Annotated in this window: 19 protein-coding genes; 12 read left to right on the forward strand and 7 right to left on the reverse strand. The window is 46.8% G+C overall.

What is annotated here, in order from left to right:
• Window positions 1-16 precede the first annotated feature (16 nt).
• From AC5FXQ_RS15695 to AC5FXQ_RS15725, 7 genes are all read left to right on the forward strand, one after another.
• A complete protein-coding gene (locus AC5FXQ_RS15695; RefSeq protein WP_493603368.1) occupies window positions 17-1204 on the forward strand; it encodes a glutathionylspermidine synthase family protein in 1188 nt (395 codons plus the stop codon).
• Between the two features lie 29 nt (window positions 1205-1233).
• A complete protein-coding gene (gene map, locus AC5FXQ_RS15700) occupies window positions 1234-1992 on the forward strand; it encodes a type I methionyl aminopeptidase (protein WP_493603369.1) in 759 nt (252 codons plus the stop codon).
• A gap of 135 nt (window positions 1993-2127) precedes the next feature.
• Entirely contained in the window at window positions 2128-3231 is a 1104-nt protein-coding gene (locus tag AC5FXQ_RS15705) for a complex I subunit 1/NuoH family protein (RefSeq protein WP_493603370.1), read from the forward strand.
• Between the two features lie 92 nt (window positions 3232-3323).
• The gene (locus AC5FXQ_RS15710; protein ID WP_493603371.1) at window positions 3324-3929 is read left to right on the forward strand and encodes a NuoI/complex I 23 kDa subunit family protein; all 606 of its coding nucleotides are present in this window, start codon (window positions 3324-3326) and stop codon (window positions 3927-3929) included.
• Between the two features lie 124 nt (window positions 3930-4053).
• Window positions 4054-4566 carry an NADH-quinone oxidoreductase subunit J family protein gene (locus AC5FXQ_RS15715; protein ID WP_493603372.1) on the forward strand — a complete coding sequence of 171 codons (513 nt, stop codon included), beginning with the start codon at window positions 4054-4056 and terminating at the stop codon, window positions 4564-4566.
• Window positions 4566-4880: an NADH-quinone oxidoreductase subunit NuoK gene (gene nuoK / locus AC5FXQ_RS15720; protein WP_493603373.1), complete on the forward strand. Its 315-nt coding sequence runs from the start codon at window positions 4566-4568 to the stop codon at window positions 4878-4880. Before AC5FXQ_RS15715 ends, nuoK begins: the two co-directional genes overlap by 1 nt.
• 267 nt (window positions 4881-5147) lie before the next feature.
• On the forward strand, window positions 5148-6437 hold the full coding sequence (locus AC5FXQ_RS15725; RefSeq protein ID WP_493603374.1) for a T9SS type A sorting domain-containing protein: 1290 nt from the start codon (window positions 5148-5150) through the stop codon (window positions 6435-6437).
• 104 nt (window positions 6438-6541) lie between these two features.
• On the opposite strand, the gene AC5FXQ_RS15730 is transcribed toward AC5FXQ_RS15725, so the two are convergent.
• The 4 genes from AC5FXQ_RS15730 to AC5FXQ_RS15745 form a co-directional block, all read right to left on the reverse strand.
• A complete protein-coding gene (locus tag AC5FXQ_RS15730) occupies window positions 6542-6868 on the reverse strand; it encodes a HesB/IscA family protein (protein ID WP_007656691.1) in 327 nt (108 codons plus the stop codon).
• A gap of 13 nt (window positions 6869-6881) precedes the next feature.
• Complete coding sequence (locus AC5FXQ_RS15735) at window positions 6882-7289, reverse strand: hypothetical protein (RefSeq protein ID WP_493603375.1); 408 nt, start codon at window positions 7287-7289, stop codon at window positions 6882-6884.
• 15 nt (window positions 7290-7304) lie between these two features.
• Window positions 7305-7718 carry a Fe-S cluster assembly scaffold IscU gene (iscU, locus tag AC5FXQ_RS15740; RefSeq protein ID WP_018478387.1) on the reverse strand — a complete coding sequence of 138 codons (414 nt, stop codon included), beginning with the start codon at window positions 7716-7718 and terminating at the stop codon, window positions 7305-7307.
• Between the two features lie 91 nt (window positions 7719-7809).
• Window positions 7810-9024 (reverse strand): IscS subfamily cysteine desulfurase, encoded by a 1215-nt coding sequence (locus AC5FXQ_RS15745; RefSeq protein ID WP_493603376.1) that lies wholly within the window; start codon window positions 9022-9024, stop codon window positions 7810-7812.
• Window positions 9025-9141: 117 nt separating this feature from the next.
• On the opposite strand from AC5FXQ_RS15745, the gene mce reads away from it, so the two are divergent.
• The 3 genes from mce to AC5FXQ_RS15760 all read left to right on the forward strand — a co-directional run bounded on the left by mce (window position 9142) and on the right by AC5FXQ_RS15760 (window position 11807).
• A complete protein-coding gene (gene mce / locus AC5FXQ_RS15750; protein WP_493603377.1) occupies window positions 9142-9543 on the forward strand; it encodes a methylmalonyl-CoA epimerase in 402 nt (133 codons plus the stop codon).
• Between the two features lie 94 nt (window positions 9544-9637).
• A complete protein-coding gene (locus AC5FXQ_RS15755; RefSeq protein WP_493603378.1) occupies window positions 9638-10210 on the forward strand; it encodes an L-threonylcarbamoyladenylate synthase in 573 nt (190 codons plus the stop codon).
• A 148-nt stretch (window positions 10211-10358) separates the two neighbouring features.
• Window positions 10359-11807, forward strand: coding sequence for a CCA tRNA nucleotidyltransferase (locus AC5FXQ_RS15760; RefSeq protein WP_493603379.1), 1449 nt, complete (start codon window positions 10359-10361; stop codon window positions 11805-11807).
• A gap of 21 nt (window positions 11808-11828) precedes the next feature.
• On the opposite strand, the gene AC5FXQ_RS15765 is transcribed toward AC5FXQ_RS15760, so the two are convergent.
• The 3 genes from AC5FXQ_RS15765 to AC5FXQ_RS15775 all read right to left on the reverse strand — a co-directional run bounded on the left by AC5FXQ_RS15765 (window position 11829) and on the right by AC5FXQ_RS15775 (window position 15650).
• The gene (locus AC5FXQ_RS15765) at window positions 11829-12716 is read right to left on the reverse strand and encodes a hypothetical protein (protein ID WP_493603380.1); all 888 of its coding nucleotides are present in this window, start codon (window positions 12714-12716) and stop codon (window positions 11829-11831) included.
• 73 nt (window positions 12717-12789) lie between these two features.
• Window positions 12790-15309, reverse strand: a complete 2520-nt coding sequence (locus AC5FXQ_RS15770) for a GIN domain-containing protein (RefSeq protein WP_493603381.1) — start codon at window positions 15307-15309, stop codon at window positions 12790-12792.
• On the reverse strand, window positions 15306-15650 hold the full coding sequence (locus AC5FXQ_RS15775; RefSeq protein ID WP_493603382.1) for a PadR family transcriptional regulator: 345 nt from the start codon (window positions 15648-15650) through the stop codon (window positions 15306-15308). The genes AC5FXQ_RS15770 and AC5FXQ_RS15775 overlap by 4 nt, the downstream gene beginning before the upstream one ends.
• A 283-nt stretch (window positions 15651-15933) precedes the next feature.
• Between AC5FXQ_RS15775 and AC5FXQ_RS15780 the strand changes: the two genes are divergently transcribed.
• Window positions 15934-17031, forward strand: coding sequence for a putative type IX sorting system protein PorV2 (locus AC5FXQ_RS15780; RefSeq protein ID WP_493603383.1), 1098 nt, complete (start codon window positions 15934-15936; stop codon window positions 17029-17031).
• A gap of 28 nt (window positions 17032-17059) precedes the next feature.
• Window positions 17060-22129 carry a putative type IX secretion system sortase PorU2 gene (porU2, locus tag AC5FXQ_RS15785; protein ID WP_493603384.1) on the forward strand — a complete coding sequence of 1690 codons (5070 nt, stop codon included), beginning with the start codon at window positions 17060-17062 and terminating at the stop codon, window positions 22127-22129.
• Window positions 22130-22132 lie beyond the last annotated feature (3 nt).

The raw sequence follows: 22132 nt of genomic DNA on the forward strand, positions 1-22132 counted from the left end.
TATTTCAGAGTATTTCATGCTAGAAAATTCTAAGACGAGCATCCAGGTAAAACCCCACACAGGCGATGTGGAGAAGGCAGTGCGCGGACTAGGCTGGGAGTGGTGTGTAGAAGACGGCTGCGCCAACTATGTGCCTGGCGAGGCAGTGGTGATTACGGAGGACGAAGCCGAAGAACTGCTTGACGCCGCCAGCTCACTTTACAACATGATGGTGCAGGCTATCCCGAATGATCTCCCGGATGCCTTCCTGCAGGTGCTGGGTATACCTGAGAACCTGTGGCAACTGGTACGCCATTCATGGAGCGACGACCGTCAGGTGCATCTGTACGGCCGCTTTGATTTGGCGATGACGCCTGATGGCCCTAAAATGCTGGAGTTTAACGCCGATACCGCTACTTCTATACCTGAAACCGCTGTAGTGCAATGGGCTAGTCTGGCCGCTGCTGGCAAAAACGATGCCCTGCAGTATTCTGGTTTGTACGAAGCCTTGGTAGAACAGCTCAGGGTATGGCGCGAACGCAACGAAGACCTAGCCCCTGCCTTGCTCGTTACTTACATTGGGGCAAGTGCCGAGGACGAAGCCAACTGCTCGGTCATAACCCAGGCTGCCAACGAAGCTGGTTTTGAAGCCCATCTGTGTCCGATCGAGGAGGTGAGCTTCTCTACAGAGGGTGACGAAAAAGGCGTGTGGGCACAAGTGGAGTCAGAGCAGTGGCGGCAGTTTCCATTTCTATTCAAGCTGCTGCCATGGGAACAGATTGCCTGGGAAGAACCTGAGCTGCTGCAAACCCTGACATTGCTCTCCCGTTCCCGCACTATCACAATTGCCAACCCGGCCTATACCTTGCTGTTCCAGAGCAAAGGCATGCTGGCCTGGCTTTGGAAGGCATTTCCGTACCACCCTCTTCTGCTGGAGGCAGACATCGAGCCACTGACAGGTAAGTACATCAAAAAGCCTTACTTCGGCCGTGAAGGACAAAGCGTAGAGGTCGTAGACCGCGGTCGCGTAACCAAAGTGCGTGGCGACTATGCCAAGCAGCAGCAGGTATACCAGCGCTGGTGCGATCTGCCCGAAGACAGTAAGGGCTACCAGTACCAGGCCGGTGTGTTCTGGTCAGGCGAAGGAGCCGCTATCGGTTTTCGGCGCGAAAAAGGCATCATCACCAACTTATCTCAGTTTGTGCCGCATCTGGTGGAAGGGTAATATTTATAAATCCTAAAATAGGTATAGCTATGTCAATAGACTCAAATGAGGACCTGGAAGGTATAAAAAAGGTGAGTGAGGCTGTGGCTGTCACGCTCAGAAAAATGCGTGAACATGCCAAGCCAGGTATGACAACAAAAGAGTTGGATGAGTTCGGATACAAGCTGCTGCAGTCTTACCATGCGCAGTCGGCACCCAAGATCACCTATGATTTCCCCGGCTATACCTGTATCAGTATCAACAATGAAGCTGCACACGGTATTCCCTCTGATAAAACCGTTCTTAGAGAGGGGGACCTGGTAAACATAGATGTGTCGGCGGAACTCAATGGATATTACGCTGATAACGGCGGTTCTTTTATCTTAGGAGAAGACATTCATGGTTTGAGCAAGCTGGTAGATGCTTCTGTCACGGCACTGTATAAAGCGCTGAAGGAAATAAAAGGAGGCAAAAAGATAGCTGAAATAGGCCGCATTATAGAGACAGACGCAAAGAAGAACGGCTTTAAAGTGATCAAAAATCTGGTCGGCCATGGTGTAGGGCGCAGCCTACACGAAGAGCCGCACGAGATTCCATGCTTCTATGACAAACAGGAGACCCGAAGGTTTCGGAAAAACACCGTGGTGGCTGTAGAAACCTTCATTTCTACAAAAGGAAGCTACGTGCACGAGAAAGGCGACGGCTGGACACTACTGGCTGATGCAGGTGCTTTTGTAGCGCAGCACGAGCACACGATCCTGATAACAGACGGAGAGCCAATAATCCTTACAGCTGCTAACGGGATATAGTTATGGTCAGCTGAGCAACAGCCGGTTTATTAAGACTTCATTTTCAAATAAGCTAAACCTGCCTGTAGTTTCTTGCTCTACTAGCACATTAGCACATTAAAAACTACCTTTGCCCGTTCATAAACCCTAACGCTTATGCTTGCCTTTCTGCTGACACTTATGCTACTGCTGGGTATCGTCATTGTGCTGGCGTATGCGGAACGCAAGGTAGCGGCCTTTATGCAAGATCGCCTGGGGCCAACCGAAGCCGGACCCTACGGCTCGCTGCAATCGGTACTGGACGTGCTAAAGCTGCTGCAGAAAGAAGATATTGTGCCTGCTGCGGCTGACATGAAGCTATTCAAACTGGCCCCTATCCTGATCTTTGCCGCAGTATTCGCAGGCTTTGCCGTTATACCTTTTACACCTGATCTTATACCTGCCGGCATTGGCATCGGCGTGTTTTACCTGCTGGCCATTATTTCTTTGGATGTGGTGGGGCTACTAATGGCAGGTTGGGGCTCCAATAACAAGTACGCCATGCTGGGTGCCATGCGATCGGTGGCACAAATTGTGTCGTATGAGATACCAGCCGGATTGGCCATCCTCTCTGTTGTGATGATCTGCCAGTCACTCGATTTTCAGGAAATTAGCTACCAGCAAGGTATATTGCTAAATCGCTTTCCCGGACTTGAATTTGAAACGAACTGGCTCTTTGGCATCGAAGCACTGGGTATAAACACGACAAACATAGGAGGTATCACCACCTGGAACATCTTCAGAGCTCCGCTTTTGCTGGTGGCCTTTGTAATCTATTTTATCGCATCCCTGGCAGAAAGTAACCGGGCACCGTTTGATATACCTGAAGCGGAGTCGGAGTTGGTAGCCGGTTTTCATGTGGAGTACTCAGGCTTCCGGTTTGCCGTGCTGTTTCTGGCAGAGTATAGCATGATGGTGCTGGTGAGCCTGGTAGCAGTCATTCTTTTCCTCGGTAGCTGGAACACTCCTTTGCCGAACCTCACAATGCTGAAGTTTGCCGACTGGACAACAGGCACAGTGGGGTCACTTTCAGGTATACTGTGGGGTGGCTTCTGGCTGCTAAGCAAGACCTTTGTGCTGCTGTTCCTGCAATTGCAGATCCGCTGGACTTATCCGCGCCTGCGTGTGGATCAGCTCATGCACCTGTGCTGGAAGGTGTTGACACCCATTGCGCTAGGTATAGTTTTGCTGGCTGGCATCTGGCGTTTGCTAATGGTTTGAGTCCAGGAGTTTAGAAGTAAGAGCATTAATAATTTGTTCCCCTCTTGGGAGGGGCAGGGGTGTGTTTCGGCTTGTACCCTTTCAAATAAGATATGGAAAAATCGTCTGTTCAACATAAAACCGGGTTTTGGGAAGTAGTAAAGTCGCTGCTAAGCGGCTTGCAACTAACCTGGCGGCATTTTAGAAATGCAGACAAGCGACGTGCGCCCGTACCGGTCATGGACGAGAACTACTTTAAGCAACCGGAGGGACTGGTGACACTTACCTACCCCTACGAGGCTATACCTGTTCCGGAGAATGGTCGCTATCGCCTGCACAACGAGATCGACGATTGTATTGTGTGCGATCTTTGTGCCAAGATCTGTCCCGTAAACTGCATTACTATTGAATCGGTGAAGGCGACTGAGGAAATTGGGTTGACCTCTGACGGCACCAAGAAACGCCTGTACGCTCCCGTGTTCGATATCGACATGGCCAAGTGCTGCTACTGCGGCCTGTGCACCACCGTTTGTCCAACCGACTGCCTCACCATGACTCCAGTATACGATTTCGCTGAAGTGGATATTAAGAATATGATCTACCACTTCACTGACCTTACTCCGGAGCAGGCAGAGGAGAAGAAGCAATTGCTACAGAAGCAGCAGGAAGAAATGGCCGCAGCCAAAGCCGCGGCACTAGCGGCCCGGAAGCAACAGTAAATTAAATTGTTAAATTGCTATACGGTTACAATAAATGCTGGATCTGATGATTGGGAATGGCTTCCATGAATCAGCTCGCATTTGACAAACCAGGTATCTAAAAACAGACGAATTATAAGAGAAGATGCTATTCTACGTTTTTGCTCTACTAGCCATAGTTTCAGGTGCCTACATGGTGCTGACGCGGAACCTGTTGTATGCCGGCTTCTCACTGCTGCTCACTTTGTTGAGTGTGGCTGCTATTTTCGTGTTGCTCTTCGCTGATTTTGTAGCCGTTACCCAGCTGATGGTATATGTGGGCGGCGTACTGGTGCTAATCCTTTTCGGTATCATGCTCAGCAGCCGGGTACACGACAAGTCTGTCATGTCGGAGAATGTAAATGTAGGATGGGGAGTTACGATTGCACTGCTCACACTCTTAGGGCTTGGCTATACCATTTGGCAGGCAGGTTTCAGTTCACTCCCCTGGCTGCAACAAGCTGACACTGATGTGCTGGCAGGCCAGAAAAGCACGGTACAGCATATCGGTATTAAGCTGATGACTGACTTTGTGCTACCCTTCGAAATAGCCTCCTTGTTGTTGCTTATTGCCCTGATGGGAGCAGCTTATATTGCCACTGACAAACAGAAGGTATAATGTTAAATCAGGTTCCTTTAGAACACATCCTGCTATTAAGTGCCGCTTTGTTCACCATTGGCATTTTGGCTGTTATTACCAAGCGCCATGCAGTGGTGGTGCTGATGGGTATAGAATTAATCTTCAATGCCGCCAATCTGAACCTAATTGCCTTTGGCCGTCACGACCCGATGCTGATGCAGGGGCAGTTATTTTCACTCTTCGTTATCCTTGTCGCCGCTGCTGAGGCTGCTGTGGCGCTTGCCATTGTGCTGCGGGTATACCAGCATTTCAAAACTGCTAATTTGAATCAAATTGTTACCAGGGAAGAGTAAGGCGGATGTTTACTCTTGATTATGGTATTTAATGTTGATTTTTCCTCCCTAAAGAAATCCTTTTTATTCATTGGCTTAGTTGTTATTTCAATCCATCAGGCGTTGATCAAGAAGTGCTTGAGTTTACTTTATTCAATGTATAACCATTGAATAAAGTAAACTCAATTTTTGTCTTTTTTGAACTTATAAAATTGGCAAAGGGTTACTGAACAAATTCTATCATCAATAGCATTACTTCAGTATTCGAAAAATTTACTTTTAGCCAAAATGAAAGAAGGGACTACATGGGTAAGATGTGCGAAAGTGTACATCTTGCTCGTGTCTTGGGTATGTGCACAAAAAGCTAATGCACAAGCAATTGAAATGGGGCAGTTGGGAACAACTTACATGCAGGATTTTAACACACTACCTGCTGTATCTGGGGAATATCAGCTGGGGAGTAATGCTTTTCTGCCAGATGGTTGGGCCGTGCATCGATCCACGTCGAGCAACGTTATCATGGTTAATAATGGCTCGTCTAATACTGGTGGCCTTTATAGCTATGGAAATACGGGTGCGACTGATAGAGCCCTCGGTGCCTTAACCGCATCGGGCATAGAGATTACTTACAATCTCCTTTTACAAAATACTTCCGGAAGGACAATTACGGAGTTAGACATAGCATATGCCGCTGAGCAATGGCGTTCAGGTAGCTCGAATACAGATGTTCAACGCTTGCTTTTTACTTATTCTATTGCTGAATATCCTTCTTCTTTTAATTTAGCCGTTAAACTCAGCACTCCGAGATGGACTACTGTTCCGTCCATGCAATTCAATAGTCCTGTAATAAAGAGTACAGCTGGACATGTCAATGGCAATCTACCTCAGAACCGAAAAGAATTCATCTATACCTTGCCCGAAGTGATACCTGATGGGCATTATGTGATGTTGCGCTGGTACGATCCGGATGAGCTCCACCAAGACCACGGATTGGCTATTGATGATGTGCAAATTACCTGGAATTTTGCCCCCGACTACATCCCACTCCCAGTAGAACTTACCAAATTTACAGCCCAGATGAAAGGCAAAGCAGTTGAGCTGAACTGGACAACTGCCTCAGAACAAGACAGCCGCCATTTTGAAATAGAGCGAAGTGCTGATGCAAAGAATTTCACAACTATCGGTATAGTAAACGCACGGGGCACTACCAGCTTAACCACCCACTATATCTTTGCCGATCGGGAGCCATTGCTAGGTACATCTTATTACCGGCTCAAGCAAGTCGACGAAGATCTGACTTATACCTACACCAGCGTAATTGCAGTATCCAATCAGCAAGCCAAAGCGACCTTTGTGTATCCAACACTCGCACAACAGGAGTTGAAAGTGGAGCTCCCGCTTGCTCATTTATCTTATGATGCGGCTGTGTATGACAAGATGGGACGCGTTGTCCTTCGCCAAAGTCTGAAAGGCTATACTCACTTGTTGGATGTTAGCCGCCTAGGGCATGGCAACTATACTTTGGTGCTTTCAAATGAAATAGGTGAGAGGCAGTCACTACGATTTTTGAAGAGATAACTATACCTATAATGGAGCTATACCTGCGCCTGTAATAGGTATAAAAGCAGAAGGGCCAGCTAAGTTTAGCTGGCCCTTCTGCTCTGTATAAGCTGCTGTTATTTTTAAACGGAGAAGCTATCGCCGCAACCGCAGGTACGGGAGGCGTTCGGGTTGTTGAAGTAGAAGCCCTTGCCGTTCAGGCCGTCCGAGAAGTCAAGCTCGGTACCAGCCAGGTACAGAAAGCTCTTCATGTCTACCACTACCTTTATGCCTTTGTCTTCAAACTCCTGGTCCATTGGCTTTACCTCATCGTCGAAGTCGAGGTTATAGGAGAGTCCGGAACAGCCGCCTCCGGCTACAGATGCGCGCAGGCGAAACGTATCGTCAAGCTGCGCATCCTGCTTCAGCTTCAATACCTTCTCTTTTGCTTTATCTGATACTGTTATCATAACAATTCTTTCTTTAAGATACCGGATTCAGCACCACACTGAAAACAGTTATGGTATTCATATCGCGGCCAAAGTATAATTTGTCGAGAGCCTCGTACATATTACGTGCCCGGAAGTAGGAAGTATTCAACTCCTTATCTCCGCGAGCCATCCACTGCACGGTATAGGGGCTCTCTTTCTCTTTATAACTCTGTACGTAGTCCAGCATCCGGCGAAGCACGTCCACTTTATCATACCCTGTTTCTGTATGGAACAGGAATGACTGGTGGTGGCGTGGGTTCACCGTAATAAGGTCCAGACGCACTTTATTATCCATCTGTCTGAATTCGAAAAGCAGACTGTCACCGCTTAAGCCTAAGTGGTTCTCAATCTGCTTTTGAATGCGGGCACTTTCTACGTGCACCTCGGTCGTTGACTCCATGCGCGAGTCTGTGTCTTAGTGGTGAGACTTCGGCATTTCCAGTGCTGGAAGGCCGTTCTTAACTCTGTAGTCGTTGATGGCAGACTTGATTGCGTCTTCAGCCAGTACAGAGCAGTGAATCTTCACAGGAGGCAATGCCAGTTCTTCCACTATGTCCATATTGTCAATGGAAAGGGCCTCGTCGACAGACTTTCCTTTCAGCCACTCGGTAGCAAGTGAAGAAGAAGCAATAGCAGAACCACAGCCGAATGTCTTGAACTTAGCATCGGTGATGATCTGGTTTTCGTCTACTTCAATCTGGAGGCGCATTACGTCACCGCACTCAGGCGCACCTACAAGGCCAGTACCCACGTTGTTTTTCGCCTTGTCAAGCGTACCAACGTTGCGTGGGTTGTTATAATGATCGATTACTTTATCTGAATAAGCCATAGCTATTTATTATTACTAGTTATTATTGATGAATGAATAATAAGGGGGAGAATAATTAATCTTTATTCATTCCCCCATTACTAATTAAATCTTAGTGTTCCGCCCACTCAATTGAGTTCAGGTCGATGCCTTCTTTAAACATCTCCCACAGTGGCGACATCTCACGCAGTTTGGCAACAGCCTCTTTCACGTGGTCGATGGCATAGTCGATCTCCTCGTCTGTTGTGAAGCGGCTCAAACCAAAACGCAGCGAAGAGTGTGCCAGGTCGTCACTCAGACCTAACGCTTTTAATACGTAAGATGGTTCTAAAGAGGCTGATGTACAGGCAGATCCGGAAGATACGGCGATGTCTTTTACACCCATCATTAGGCCTTCACCCTCTACATACTTGAAGGAAATGTTAGTTACGTGCGGCAAACGGTGTTCACGTGAACCGTTTACATAAGACTCCTCGATTGTTAGAAGCTCTTTCTCTAATCTGTCGCGCATAGCTGAAAGACGGGCTGTATCTTTTTCCATGTCCTGCTTCGCAATCTCACAAGCCTTACCAAGACCTACAATACCAGGCACGTTCAGTGTACCAGAACGCATACCGCGCTCGTGTCCGCCACCGTCCATCTGGGCAGTTACTTTCACACGTGGGTTTTTGCGACGCACGTACAGCGCACCTACACCCTTCGGTCCGTACATTTTGTGACCAGAGAACGCCATCAGGTCGATACCATCAGCTTCCACGTCTACCGGAATCTTACCAACAGCCTGGGTAGCATCTGTAAAGAACAGGATGCCGTGCTTCTTGGCAATGGCAGAGATTTCGCGAATTGGTTGGATAACACCCACCTCGTTGTTGCCATACATGATCGAAATCAGAATGGTCTTGTCTGTGATGGCTTCTTCCAGTTGCTTCAGGTCGATCAGACCTTCTGCATTTACCGGCAGGTAGGTTACTTTGCCACCGATTTTCTCGATGTGCTTGCAGGTGTCCAGCACAGCTTTATGCTCTGTGGTAGCCGTAATAATGTGGTTGCCTTTTGAAGCATACATTTCAAACACACCCTTGATAGCCAGGTTGTCTGATTCTGTTGCGCCTGATGTGAAAATGATCTCTTTTGGAGAACAGTTGATCAGGGATGCGATTTGCTCGCGGGCATAGTCAACAGCCTCTTCGGCATGCCAGCCGAATGCATGGTTACGGGAAGCGGCGTTGCCAAACTTATTAGTAAGGTACGGCATCATGGCCTCCAACACGCGTGGATCCAGTGGCGTAGTGGCGTTGTTGTCTAAGTATATCGGAAATGTTAGCATATCACTATTTTTTATCTCTTTTTGTCCTGTCTGATTAACAGTTGTGAGAAATTATTAGTTTTGAATTCCCTGCAAAATTAACAAAAAAAGGTTACTTAGACTAATTACAAATTGAAAATGGTAAACGTAGAACATATAGGTATAGCAGTTAAAAATTTTAGTGAGGCAAATGCCCTGTATTTTAAATTGCTGGGCGTGGAGCCCTATAAGACAGAGTTTGTGGAGTCAGAGGCAGTAAACACCTCTTTCTTTAAGGTAGGCGGCACTAAAATAGAGCTTTTAGAAGGCACTACGCCTGACAGCGCTATCAGTAAATTCATCGAAAAGCGCGGCGAAGGTATACACCACATCGCTTTTGAGGTGAAAGATATACTGGCAGAGATGGAGCGGCTGAAAGGTGAAGGCTTTACATTGCTGAACGAAACACCCAAAAAAGGCGCCGACAACAAGCTGGTGTGCTTCGTGCACCCCAAAAGCGCCAACGGTGTGTTGATAGAACTGACGCAGGAGATTAAGTAAATTGTTGATTGTTAATTGCTGATTGTTTTTCTCAACAATGTGAACAAGCGCAAGTAGAATCAACAATTAACAACCAACAATCAACAATTAGATAATGAAACACTTTCTGAAAGAGATACAGGCGGCTGAGGAAGAGTTGCTGGTAGGCAACGTCATCTTATACCCAACTGACACGGTATGGGGCATTGGTTGTGATGCTGAGAATGCAGCGGCTGTCCGGAAGATCTTTAAGATCAAAGAGAGAGAAGAGTCGAAGTCGATGATCGTGCTGGTGAGTGATGTGGCCATGCTGCGTCGCTACGTGCGCGATGTACCGGAGGACTTTGAGCAGTTAGCTGAGTCACAGGAGCGACCGACGACTTTTGTGCTCTCTGGCGCGCAGAACCTGCCCAAAGAACTGATCGCGGAAGATGGCAGTATTGGTATGCGCATTGCCAAAGACGAGTTTTGCCACCGCCTGATGCAGCAAATCGGCCGCCCGCTGGTGTCAACTTCAGCCAATGTGAGCGGTGAACCCTCGCCGCGGACTTTCGCTGAAGTGTCTGCTACCATAAAGGAACGGGTAGATTACGTGGTGCAGTGGCGGCAGGATGAAGAAGTGGAAGCACGGCCGTCACGCATTATTAAAATTGATGAAAATGGCAAACAGAGCATAATCAGAGAATAAGTTTAAGTATAGCATGATTAGCATAGACTTGCTATACCTTTGTTTCAGAGCCTGCTTTTGAAATTTTACCCATGCTCTGAATTTATCTCTTTATTTTTGTGCCTCAGGCGTATGTTTTGTGTACAGCCTGAGGTTTTGATTTTTCTGAATGGATACGATAAAATTACCAGAGCACCCCATATTCGATACCGTAGCCGCCGCAGCTGCGGAAGTAGGTGTAGATGCCTATGTGATTGGGGGCTTTGTGCGTGATCTGGTCTTGAAAAGGCCCTCAAAAGATATTGACGTGGTATGCGTGGGCAACGGCATCGAGCTGGCTGAGCGGGTATCGCATAAGCTGCCGCACAAGCCCAAGGTGTCAGTTTTTAAACACTTCGGTACGGCCATGCTGCGCTCCGGTGAGTGGGAAGTGGAATTTGTGGGTGCCCGCAAGGAATCGTATCGCGAAGAATCCCGCAAGCCGGATGTAGAAACTGGTACGCTGGAAGATGATCTCAAGCGCCGCGACTTCACCATTAATGCGCTAGGTATAAGCCTGAATAAAAACAGCTACGGCCAGCTGATTGACCGCTTCGAGGGTATAAAGGACATGAAGCGCAAGATCATTCGCACACCGCTGGAGCCGGGTATTACCTTCTCCGACGACCCGCTGCGCATGATGCGGGCTATTCGCTTCGCCTCCCAGCTTAATTTCGATATTGCCCCCGATACGTTCGACGCAATAATTGATAATAAGGAGCGCATCAAAATTGTGTCGCAGGAGCGGATCACAGACGAGCTGAACAAGATCGTGCTCTCCCCGCAGCCTTCATACGGCTTTAAACTTCTTTTCGCCTCTGGACTTCTGCAACTTATCTTTCCCAAAATGGCAGAATTGCAAGGTGTGGAGACGATCAAAGGAAACTCTCATAAAGATAACTTCTACCATACCTTGCAGGTGCTCGACAATGTGGCCGAGGTGTCGGATGACCTGTGGCTTCGCTGGTCAGCCATCATGCACGACATCGCCAAGCCGGACACCAAACGCTACCACGAGAAAGCAGGCTGGACCTTTCATGGACACGAAGAGCGTGGCGCACGTATGGTGCCCAAGCTGTTCAAAGACCTGAAACTGCCCCTGAACGAGCACATGAAGTTTGTTCAGAAACTCGTGCGCCTGCACCTGCGCCCTATTGCGCTAGTGAAAGACACAGTTACTGACTCCGCTATACGCAGACTTCTGTTTGAGGCGGGCGACGACATTGATGCGCTGATGAAACTGTGCCGTGCCGACATCACGTCCAAAAATGACAGCAAGGTAAAGCGCTACCTGCAGAACTTTGATAAGGTGGAGAAGCGACTAGTAGAGGTAGAGGAGAGCGACAAGCTGCGCAATTTCCAGCCGGTGATTACAGGTGAGATCATCATGGAGACCTTCGACCTGAAGCCATCTAAAACAGTAGGGGAGCTCAAGGAGGTCTTGACGGAGGCTATACTGGAAGGAGCTGTGAAAAATGAGTTCGAAGACGCCTATGCTTATCTGCTGAAAAGAGGAGAAGAGAAGGGCCTTAAAGTAGCTAAACTGTTTCAGGCAAACGAAAGAGGAGAACAGCAGTAAAGCTGTCCCCCTCTCAGTTTTTTATTTTTGGCTTAGGGCGCAGCGAATGGCCTGTGCCTGCATCGGAACATGATTACGCCCTACTACCGCAAATACGCTTTCACCTCGTAACACGGCATTGGTCAGGAGCCTGTACATATGCAGGTTGCGAAATTCGCTGCTATGGCGGTTGATCTCGTTGGTGAACTTGCCGCCGGTTTTCTCCCCGTCATCGCCCGGCGTAAACCAACTTGAAGGTGCTTCCCACCAATTGGCCGGTGCTGACCAGTATTTGTTGTAGGCTGGCTGTAGCGAGTTAACGTCAGGCAGTACATCGGCAAAAGCGGGTACCATGCTGTTTGCCTTCTGAAGCAGCTGCGCAATTGCGGCCTTAATCTGCTCCTCGTTCATCCCTTTTCGCTCCCGCAGCCGGCTTGCTTCACGAAGTATAAAGAACAGCTTGATTTGCTCCGGGGTGAATTTGTTCAGCGAAATCAGGTAACTCACTTCATCCTGAGGCCCAGGTTCCAGCGTCTGTGTCTTTATGCCTTGTTCCTTTGCCAGGAAACGGACAAAGCCTGATTCACCAAATTTTTCTATGGTTTCTTCCGCTGATTCGGCTGTGCCACGGTCCGGTCCTTCAAAAAAAGCGATGGTTGGCTTCTGAGACTCCCAGGCGCGGCGTATGATGTCGAATTGTTGGTGCGTAGTGTCATCAGAATGAGAGGCACCGATGTACTGCAGTTTGCCGCCGGTTTTGGTAGTGAGTTGCAGTGACCATTCTGTAGTTGGAGTTTCCTTCCAGTTCAGGTAAGAGACAAGTTTCTCGTCACAACTGGCAGTGTTTTGATGCTGCGCCTGCAGTGGCTTGAAGCCGGCCAGTATGGCAGTGGCAGCAGCAAGCATGAGCAGAAAAATAAGCTTAAACATAGTTTTATCTTGTACTAGTGGCAGGTATAGAGAAGGGATAAGTCGATTAAACTTATCCCCTTTTGTAGAGCTACTACAGGCGCGAAATTTTACTAGCACCTGCAACGTCAGTTACCACGTTACTAGGGTTGCCCCTGTAGCGCACTTTGCTGGCACCTGCCGCGTTGGCGCGCAGTGTGTTGGTGGCATGTACATCAGCGGAGCAGGCGCCAACAGCATCAATCTCCACTGAATTAGCTACCAGTCTGGTGGCATCCATCTTGCTGGCTCCGGCAATATCCATGTCCACATAGTCTGCACGACCTGAAAATGTGCTTTTGGAAGCTCCGGCGATATCGGCTTTTATTCTGTTCACATTCACATCTACAAAAGCCTGAGTAGCACCTGTTAGGGCAAGATTTAGTTCTGGTGATTTGATGTGACCGATATCCGCTTTGATAGCACCACTCAAATCGAGGCTTCGCAATTCAGGCACCGTTATCTGAATCAGCACCGTCTTCTGTCTGTCAAAGAGTTTGAAGGTTCTGTTTTCGTGCTCAATCACCAGTTCATCGCCTTTTTTAGTGATTTCAAGTTTTTCCAGATCATCCGCATTGCCACTGGCAGTGATGTTATAGCTGCTGCCCTGGGTAATCTGTACGTGGTAAGCTCCATTCACAGTGATGGCGTTGAAGTCGCTGAAATCGTAAGTCTGTTTGTTAGAGCTATACTCTGACTCGTTCATCAGCACGCTTCCGCCAGCACCCATTGTAGCAGCGGCATTGTAGGCAAAGTCACTGTCGGCTACGTCTAGCGTATCAGAGGCGCAAGTAATGCAGGCAAGCAGATTGCCTTTTACCTGCCACAGGTTGCGCAGGGTCTTTTCACGGCTATACTCTTCTTCGAAGGCGCTGCTCGGCACCATACGCAGGAAGTTGCTGGTCAGGCGTAGCTGCTTATCTTGCGGTATAAGCAAGGTCACGTCCATGCGCTGGCTGCGGTAAGCCGCCCCCGATGCAAACTCGAAGCTGTCGTCGAAACGGAGCGTAGAGTCAGTTTGCACCACGCGGTAGGTTACCATGCGGGCGTTCTCCTGTGCTTCGGCCTCCGTTTTTCCTTTGGCTTGCAAGCGTTGCTGTACCTCCACGTTGGAACCAGGGTGTCCCTGCACATCAAAATAGATGCGGTTTTCATAAGACGAGTTCGTGTTATACCCATCCAGCGTGATAGTAGGGTATGGCCCAACCGGGAAGGACTGCGTTGTAACCACTTCGCCTGAGCGACGGAAGTTTTCCGCATGCGCCGCGATAAAGGCGATCATGGTAAACAGGCTGATCAGCCAGATACCGAACAAAGACCAGCCTACCAGTGGGCGCATGAAGAAGCGCTTCGCCAAGAGGCCAATAGATAATAGGATGAGAAACAGAATCGGAATAAGTCCTACAAAAAAACCTGCCACCAGTCCGAGCCGGGGAAAGCCCTCCAGAAAGATGGAGGCCGGAAAATCACCCATCATGAATGCGCTGTGTTCATCTACTATGCCCAGAGACACAAACAAGGAAGTGAAAAGAGCCACTGTGAAGGCCAAAGAAATCATCAAAAGCGTAATGCCGGCAGCTACTCTGATGAGTGTAATCAGAACGGCGAGTATAGGACCGAGTGCACGGCCAAGCCAATTGATTACCTGTGAGATGATGCGAAAAGGCAGTAACAGTACCTTTGCGGCAGTGCTTTCTTCCCCGTCATGGTCCTTCATGTTCAGGTTCTCTTTCAGCGTATGCTCAATACTGGCCAGCGTAACCGGGTTTCCCTGCATCTGCATACGTTCGGTCAGGCTGGCCGCCTCCGGGACCGCTACCCAGAGGATGATGTAAGCCAGCAAGCCAAAGCCACCCGCGAAAATCAGGGCAAGGAACAGAATGCGGATAACCGCTACATCTACACCGAAGTACTTGGCAATACCGCTCGCTACACCAGCCAGTTTCTTGTCATCGGGGTCGCGGAACAGCTTCTTCACCGTAATTTCAGGCAAAGAGTAATTTGTAGGCAGCGCAATCCAGAGGATGATGTATAGGATCAGACCAAAAGAACCCGAGATGCCGTCTGTGATCGGCGTACCGATTACCAGGAACACGAAGATCAGGCGAATCCACACCGGGTCTACGTTCAGGTAATTGGCTATACCTGATGATACACCGCTGATCACTTTGCGGCTTGCATCGCGGTACAGACGCTTCGGACGGGCAGTTGCGGCGGCGGCTGCGGCCCCGCCAGCTTCGGCGTACTCCGGTTCAGGAGCACCAGCTCTGTAGGCTTGCTTGGCGTGCGGCATTTCCTCTTCCATCGGCTCCAGTATCTCGAAGTCGGTCACATCGCCCATTTGGGCAATCAGTGACTGTACATCCTCTATAGTGATGACCTGTTTGCCAGGAGAAAGTCGCGTCGAGAAAATCTCAGCGATGCGGGCCTCGATATCAGCTACAATTTCCTCGTGGCCTTCGTAGCTCGAAAAGTAATGGCGAATAGAAGCAAGATAGCGGCTAAGTTGCTCATACCCATCTTCCTCAATGTGGAAGATAATGCCTTGCAGGTTGACGTTTATGTTCTTTTTCATGATTGCTGCGCTTTCTTGTTGTGGATGATGAATTCGGTGGAAGCTACCAGTTCGCCCCATGTTTCCCGGAGTTGTTCCAGAAAAGTGCGTCCGGTCTCGGTAAGTGTGTAGTACTTGCGGGGTGGTCCAGAGGTAGATTCGACCCAACTGTAGTCGAGAAGCCCCGCGTTCTTGAGGCGAGTAAGGAGAGGATAAAGAGTTCCCTCCACTACTATCATCTTGGCAGCTGTCAGCTCCTCCAACATATCGGACGCATATACCTCACCACGAGAGATAATCTCCAGTATGCAGAACTCCAGAATTCCCTTCCGCATCTGCACTTGTGTGTTTTCTACTTTCATGATGATTCCGTTTAATGTTGAAGCAAAGTTATTAAAAGGTACTATGTGAAACAAGGTACTGTTTAAAAATAATTACGAAAGTTTTTTCAAAGGGTTTAAACGGCAGCTAATTGTGGATAAAAATGATTATTTTTGAATGCGAAAAAATGTCGTTTAAAATCAACTTATTCGCTTTTTATGGTGTTAGGAGGCAAAACTGCATCCATTGATCAGGTTATAACCTATGCCTGAAATTTTTTTGAATAATCCTGAAAAGCCCATTTGAGATTGTATTCCTGTGCCTATGACCACCAGATTTACCCTTTCGGTTCTATTGCTAGTGCTATGTTTTGTGAGTGGTGTTGCCCAGGCGCAGGTAGCTACTCCAAAGTATAGCAATGAATTTTTAAATATCGGGGTGGGGGCTCGGGCCCTTGGTATGGGGAATGTGCAGGTCGCAGTTGCCGATGATGCCACAGCCGGCTTTTGGAACCCCGCTGGTTTGCTGCAGCTGCGCAACAAGTACAACATCGCCCTGATGCATTCAGAACTCTTTGCAGGCATCGCAAAAAATGACTTCGGCAGCTTCGCCATGCCCATCGACTCTAGTAGTGCGCTTGCTGTCTCGGTTATACGCCTCGGCGTAGACGACATTGTAGACACCCGTCGCCTCCAAAACGAGTACGGCTACATCCAGTACGACAGCATTCGCTTTTTTTCGGTAGCAGACTATGCTATGCTGTTATCCTATGCTCGTAAAAGTAACTTGGTACAAGGCCTAACACTGGGGGTGAACGCCAAGATAATCTACCGCAATGTGGGGGAGTTTGCCAATGCCTGGGGCTTCGGTTTTGATGCAGGCGCCCAACTGCGCCGTGGGACGTGGCAGTTCGGCCTCATGGCCAAAGACGTAACCACTACCTTCACCGCCTGGACCCACAATGTAGAGGCGCTGGAAGCTACCTACCAGCAGACGGGTAATGATCTGCCTGAGAGTACGGCCGAACTTACGCTGCCCCGCTTAGTGTTGGGAGCCGCCAAAAACTTCAGGTTCTCTGATAAGTTTACAGGTTTACTGGCTACTGACATTGACTTTACGTTTGACGGCAAGCGCAACGTGCTGCTCAAGTCTGACTTCGCCTCCGTGGATCCGCATGTAGGAATGGAACTGGCCTATGCCAATACAGTATTTGTGCGGGGAGGTATCAACAACTACCAGCAATTCCGCAATTTCAACGGAAGCATGTCCTCTAAGGTGCAGCCAAACTTCGGGGTAGGCTTTGAGAACAACGGCCTGAACATCGACTTGGCTCTATCACGCGTGAGCGGTAACGATGGAAACACGGCCAATGCAAACGGGCTTTATTCCATCATCATCTCTTTAGGTTATTCTTTCAATTAAAAATTTACGGTTCTAAGTTTTACAGCCGATGAATATAAGTAGACTCATTAAGCAGTTTTTGTTTGTATGCACCTTCGTAGTAGGCCTGCAGTCTGTAGCACTTGCCCAGTCGCCGACCCCCTATGGCAACGAGTGGATCGACTACAACAAAACCTACTACAAACTCAAGGTCGTTAATACAGGTCTGCACCGCCTCAGCCATGGCTTTTTGGACAGTCTTGGGCTTGCCGGTACTAACCCGCAGCACTTCCAGCTTTTCAGAAGAGGCAAAGAAGTCACCATTCATGTTGCCGGTGAGGCTGATGGCCGCCTGGATAGGCAAGACTTCATAGAGTTCTACGGTGAGCGCAACGACGGTAGATTAGATCAGGACCTATACAAGAACCCAGCTCATCAGCCGCACCAGTTGTATAGTCTCTATACTGACACAGCAGCATATTTTTTAACCGTGAACCCTGCTGGGGGTAAGCGCATGCAGCAAGTTAATCCTTCGCCTGCAGGGAAGACGCCAGAGCCGTATGTTTTGAGAAAGGTGACGCAGTATTTTGTGGATAGGTATTATGATGGTAAGATTTATGGGAATACAAAATCGCAGCTTTCTTGGATGGATTCTGGAGAAGGTTATACCGCAACTAGTAGTGCAGGTGCAAAGAACTATGATATTAATTCTGTAATTAACTTAGTCACAACAGGCCCAAAGCCAGTAGTCCAGTTCAACCTGATTGGTATCAATGGCGAGACTCAGACAGGGTTAATAAATGTTGTGCCGTCTGCAGGGGGAGCAAGGCAAATATCATCCTTTACGTTTGGAGCGTATGGTCATCAGCATGTTAGCGGTCAAATTGAATTTACTGATGTTCTAGCTGATGGCAGAGTTGCTTTCCGGGTGGTTCCTAATTCTGTTCAGAAGAGTAACGTTAGTATGTCAAACATAAGGTTAACATTTCCCCAAAGGTCAACCCTTATGACAAACTCCATTATTTTCTTCACTGATTCTACACGTGCAGCAAACCCTTATTTTGAAATTGGAGCTGCCCCTGTAGAATCGTTTGCTTATGATATATCAGATCCTTACAACCCTATCAGGATTGAGGGTAATATAAGCGGAAGTGGCAAAGGATTTGTAATTCCAACCAACTCTGCTATTTCTCATAAAGTGCTTATCGCAAATAGTGCTAAAGCTTTCAAGGCAGTTGGTAATACGGAGTCATTGCGTTTTCGTCAAATAACACCAGCTAATCATAATTATATTATTGTTACAAATAGAAGGCTGATGAAGGTAGCTACAGGCACACAAAGGCCTGCGCCACTGGAATATGCATCGTATCGGGCTTCTGCATCAGGTGGAGGACACGATACCTTATTAGTATACATGGATCAAGTCGTAAATCAGTTTCATTATGGTGAATTTTCATCTAATGCGATCCGAAAATTCATGTCCTACATGCTTACATCCAATCGTTCAAAGCAGCTATTTATTATAGGTAAGGGGATGAAGTATGCTCACCCAGATTATAGATCTATTAGAGATGATTATTGGGTGGGTACCCATAACAGGTATAGTTTCTACCATCCAGATGGAAGGCATCCCAAAGTATATGAAATGGATTTAGTTCCTACGGGTATGTTACCAGCATCAGATGTTTTCTTTACTGCTGATTTCAGAAATAATCGATATGAACCTAGGGTGCCAACAGGGCGCTTACCTGCAACTTCAGCTGAGAATATTATTGCATATCTAAATAAAGTTAAGGAGCATGAGACCTTACCTGAAGGTCTAGCTTGGCGTAAAAATATTTTACAATTAGGGGGTGGATCTGGTACTGCACAAATTAACCAATTTAAAAGGTGGCTTAACCAACATAAAGTAGTTGCAGAAAGCCCTCTCTTTGGAGGAAATGTAATAGAAAAATATAGATTCGACTCAAGTCAACCTACAGCTTATGTGAATGTCTCCGAAGAAGTAAATGCTGGTCTTTCTCTGATTACTTTTTATGGACATAGTTCTGCAGATGTTTCCGATATCGAAATTGGATTTGCATCTACGAATTTGAATGGATATAGAAATAAAGGTAAATATCCTGCGATTTTAATGAATGGCTGTTATAGTGGTGATTCTTTTTTCTATAACAGAGTTTCCTTTGGAGAGGATTGGCTGATTACACCTGATAGAGGGGCAATTTCATTTATGGCTCAGTCTTATATAGGCGGAGATAGTCCTCTAAATGAATTTTCAAAGAGGTTCTACAACTTGTCTTTCGAGGATCATGAATTTTACGGAAGAACCATTGGCGAAATACAAAGAGAAACAATCCGCAGATACAATAATAGCTACAATAACGAGGAACATGTAGCTACCATGACACAAATGGTATTACAAGGAGATCCAGCAGTAAAGCTTTATGCACCTAGTAAGCCTGATTTTGCATTTCATAATAATAACTATTCAGTAAAGGATCCTTCAGGTGAAGTAGCTACAGCTGTGTCCAGAAATTTTGTTCTACAGGTAGATGCGACTAATCTTGGTAAAGCGCTTAATGAATCTTTAAGTGTAAGTGTAAAGAGGATTTTACCTAACGGGAAGGAATTAGAACCTGTCTCGCAAATGGTTAAACCAATTTATTACAGGGAGAAAATTGAATTAACTTTACCTAATGCCGATTCTACTGGAGCTGGTATTAATAGGTTTGAAATCATATTGGATGACACAAACCAATTTGATGAATTGAATGAAGATAATAATACCTTAATTGTACATCATTTCTTACCAAGTTCAGGGATTTCTTTACTGGCACCTATGGACTATTCTATCGTAAACAGTAAGTCCGTAGAACTTTTTGTTCAGTCAACACAACTTAGAGCAGAGCCAAAAGGTGTTTACTTTGAGTTGGATACCGTGTCTACTTTCACTTCAGGTATTAAAAAAAGTCATACAACTCAAGCAGGTAATGTTCCTTCTTGGAAAGTAGAATTGCCAATCCAAGACCTGGTTAGTGATAGTACTGTGTTTTTCTGGCGTGCAAGATTCGATAGTTTCGATGTAAAAGAAGATACAGTATGGGTGGAGAGCTCATTTAGATATATTAAAGATAGCAATGGTGGTTGGTCGCAAAGCCACAAAGGTCAGGTCGTGAAATCTGAGTTGAATAAAGTAGAAGTAAACGATAAAGGGAGATGGGATTTTGAAATAATTTCGAGGAATATAGAAATAAGAACTGTAGGTGGAGATACAAGGTTTAATACTACACCCTATGGTATTTATATAGATGGTGTCTCTGAGATTGATAATTCTTGTGGAAATTTTAGGGGATCAAGTGCACCAAGAATGTATTTCTATGTACTAGATAGTAAAACATTAGAACTTGTTACAGTACCAGGATTCTCTCCATGTAGGTGGATGAGCAATAATACATATGAGTTTGGAGACTTGACTAATCCTACAATCAGAGCAACAGTTCAGCGATTTATTACGGCTATACCAGATGGGCAACATGTAGTTGTAATGGGTATTAATAAAGTTCCATTTGATCAGTTCTCAAATGAGCTTAAAGCTGCTTTTAGAAGCCTTGGTTCCGAGTTAATAGATGATATAAGAACGAGCCATCCATTTGCTATGGTTGGGCAGAAAGGGGCGGCAGTAGGTGCGGCTAAAGAAGTTACAGCAAATCCTGAAAGTGAAGTAGATTATACAAATCAAGAAGTGTTGCTCGAAACCAAGGTACAAACGTACAGTACAACTGGCTCTATAACTTCCACCATCATCGGGCCTGCTTTAAGCTGGAGGAGTCTGCACCATAATATTGAAAGGTATAAGGCTGGAAATGATAGCTATAAGCTGAGTTTGTATGGTATAACTACAGACGGGAATCGTGAGTTGCTAAATGGTGCTATAACTTCAAAAACACTGGACTTAAGCCAGATAAGCGCAACACAGTACCCTCACTTGCAATTGCACGCTGAATTGTCTGATACCGAAGACAGATCGGCGCCTCAACTGAAGCAATGGATGGTGTACTACCAGGCGGCACCAGAAGGGGTGATAAGGCCAGACTTAGTAGAAATCAGCGACGAGATAGTTACACAACAAGCCAGCCGCGGCAGGATTTCTTTGCTAATGGCCTATCAAAATGTAACACCTTATGCCTTCCGTGACTCTATTACTGTGGAGGTAACGGTGACCGGCGAAGGTATTGAACCACGAGTTTCGCGGTTCAAAATAGAGGCACTTGAGGGAAATAAGACAGCAATGTTCAACTATTCTATGTCAACGCTTGATCTTGATGGAAACTACAAATTGAGCATGTATGTGAACCCGCGTCTGCAGCCGGAACAGCAGTATCAGAATAATATTTATGAAGTGAATTTTGCTGTAAAATCAAAACTGCACCCAATTATGGATGTGGCTTTCGATGGGGTGCATATTATGGACGGAGAACTTGTGGCACCAAGCCCACTAATCAGCATTACCATGAAAGATGAAAACAAACATGTCTATCTGGAAAATGCGGATGCGATGGAGGTTTACTTAACTAACAATGCAACCAAAGTATCAATTGATGTTAGAGAATCTGCCAAGCCAAGTGAGTTACGTGTTTTCCCTGCCGACGAGAAAAATGATTTCCGTTTCGAATATAAGCCAGAGCGTTTAGAAAATGGTACCTATACCTTAGAGGTAAGGGGCAAAGACGTGACAGGAAAAGCATCGGGTTTTTCTCCTTATCGAATCAACTTCGAGGTAGAGAACGAATCAAAAATCACCAACTTCTACCCATACCCGAATCCATTCTCAACCAAAACACAATTTATCTTTACGTTAACGGGTGGTGTGATTCCGGATCAATTCAAAATCCAAATCATGACCGTGACAGGTAAAATAGTGAAGGAGATAATGCGGGAGGAGATTGGGCCGATTCGGATTGGCAACAACAAAACCGAATATGCCTGGGATGGTACGGATATGTACGGCGATAAATTAGCTAATGGCGTATACTTGTATCGCGTAGTAATGCCGAAGGAAGCCGAGGAAATGAAACACATTTGGCGGAAGGGTGACAAAGGGTTTGTGAACGGCTACGGCAAGATCTACATCCTGCGCTAAGGT

Source organism: Pontibacter sp. LHS1 (genome assembly GCF_058932855.1).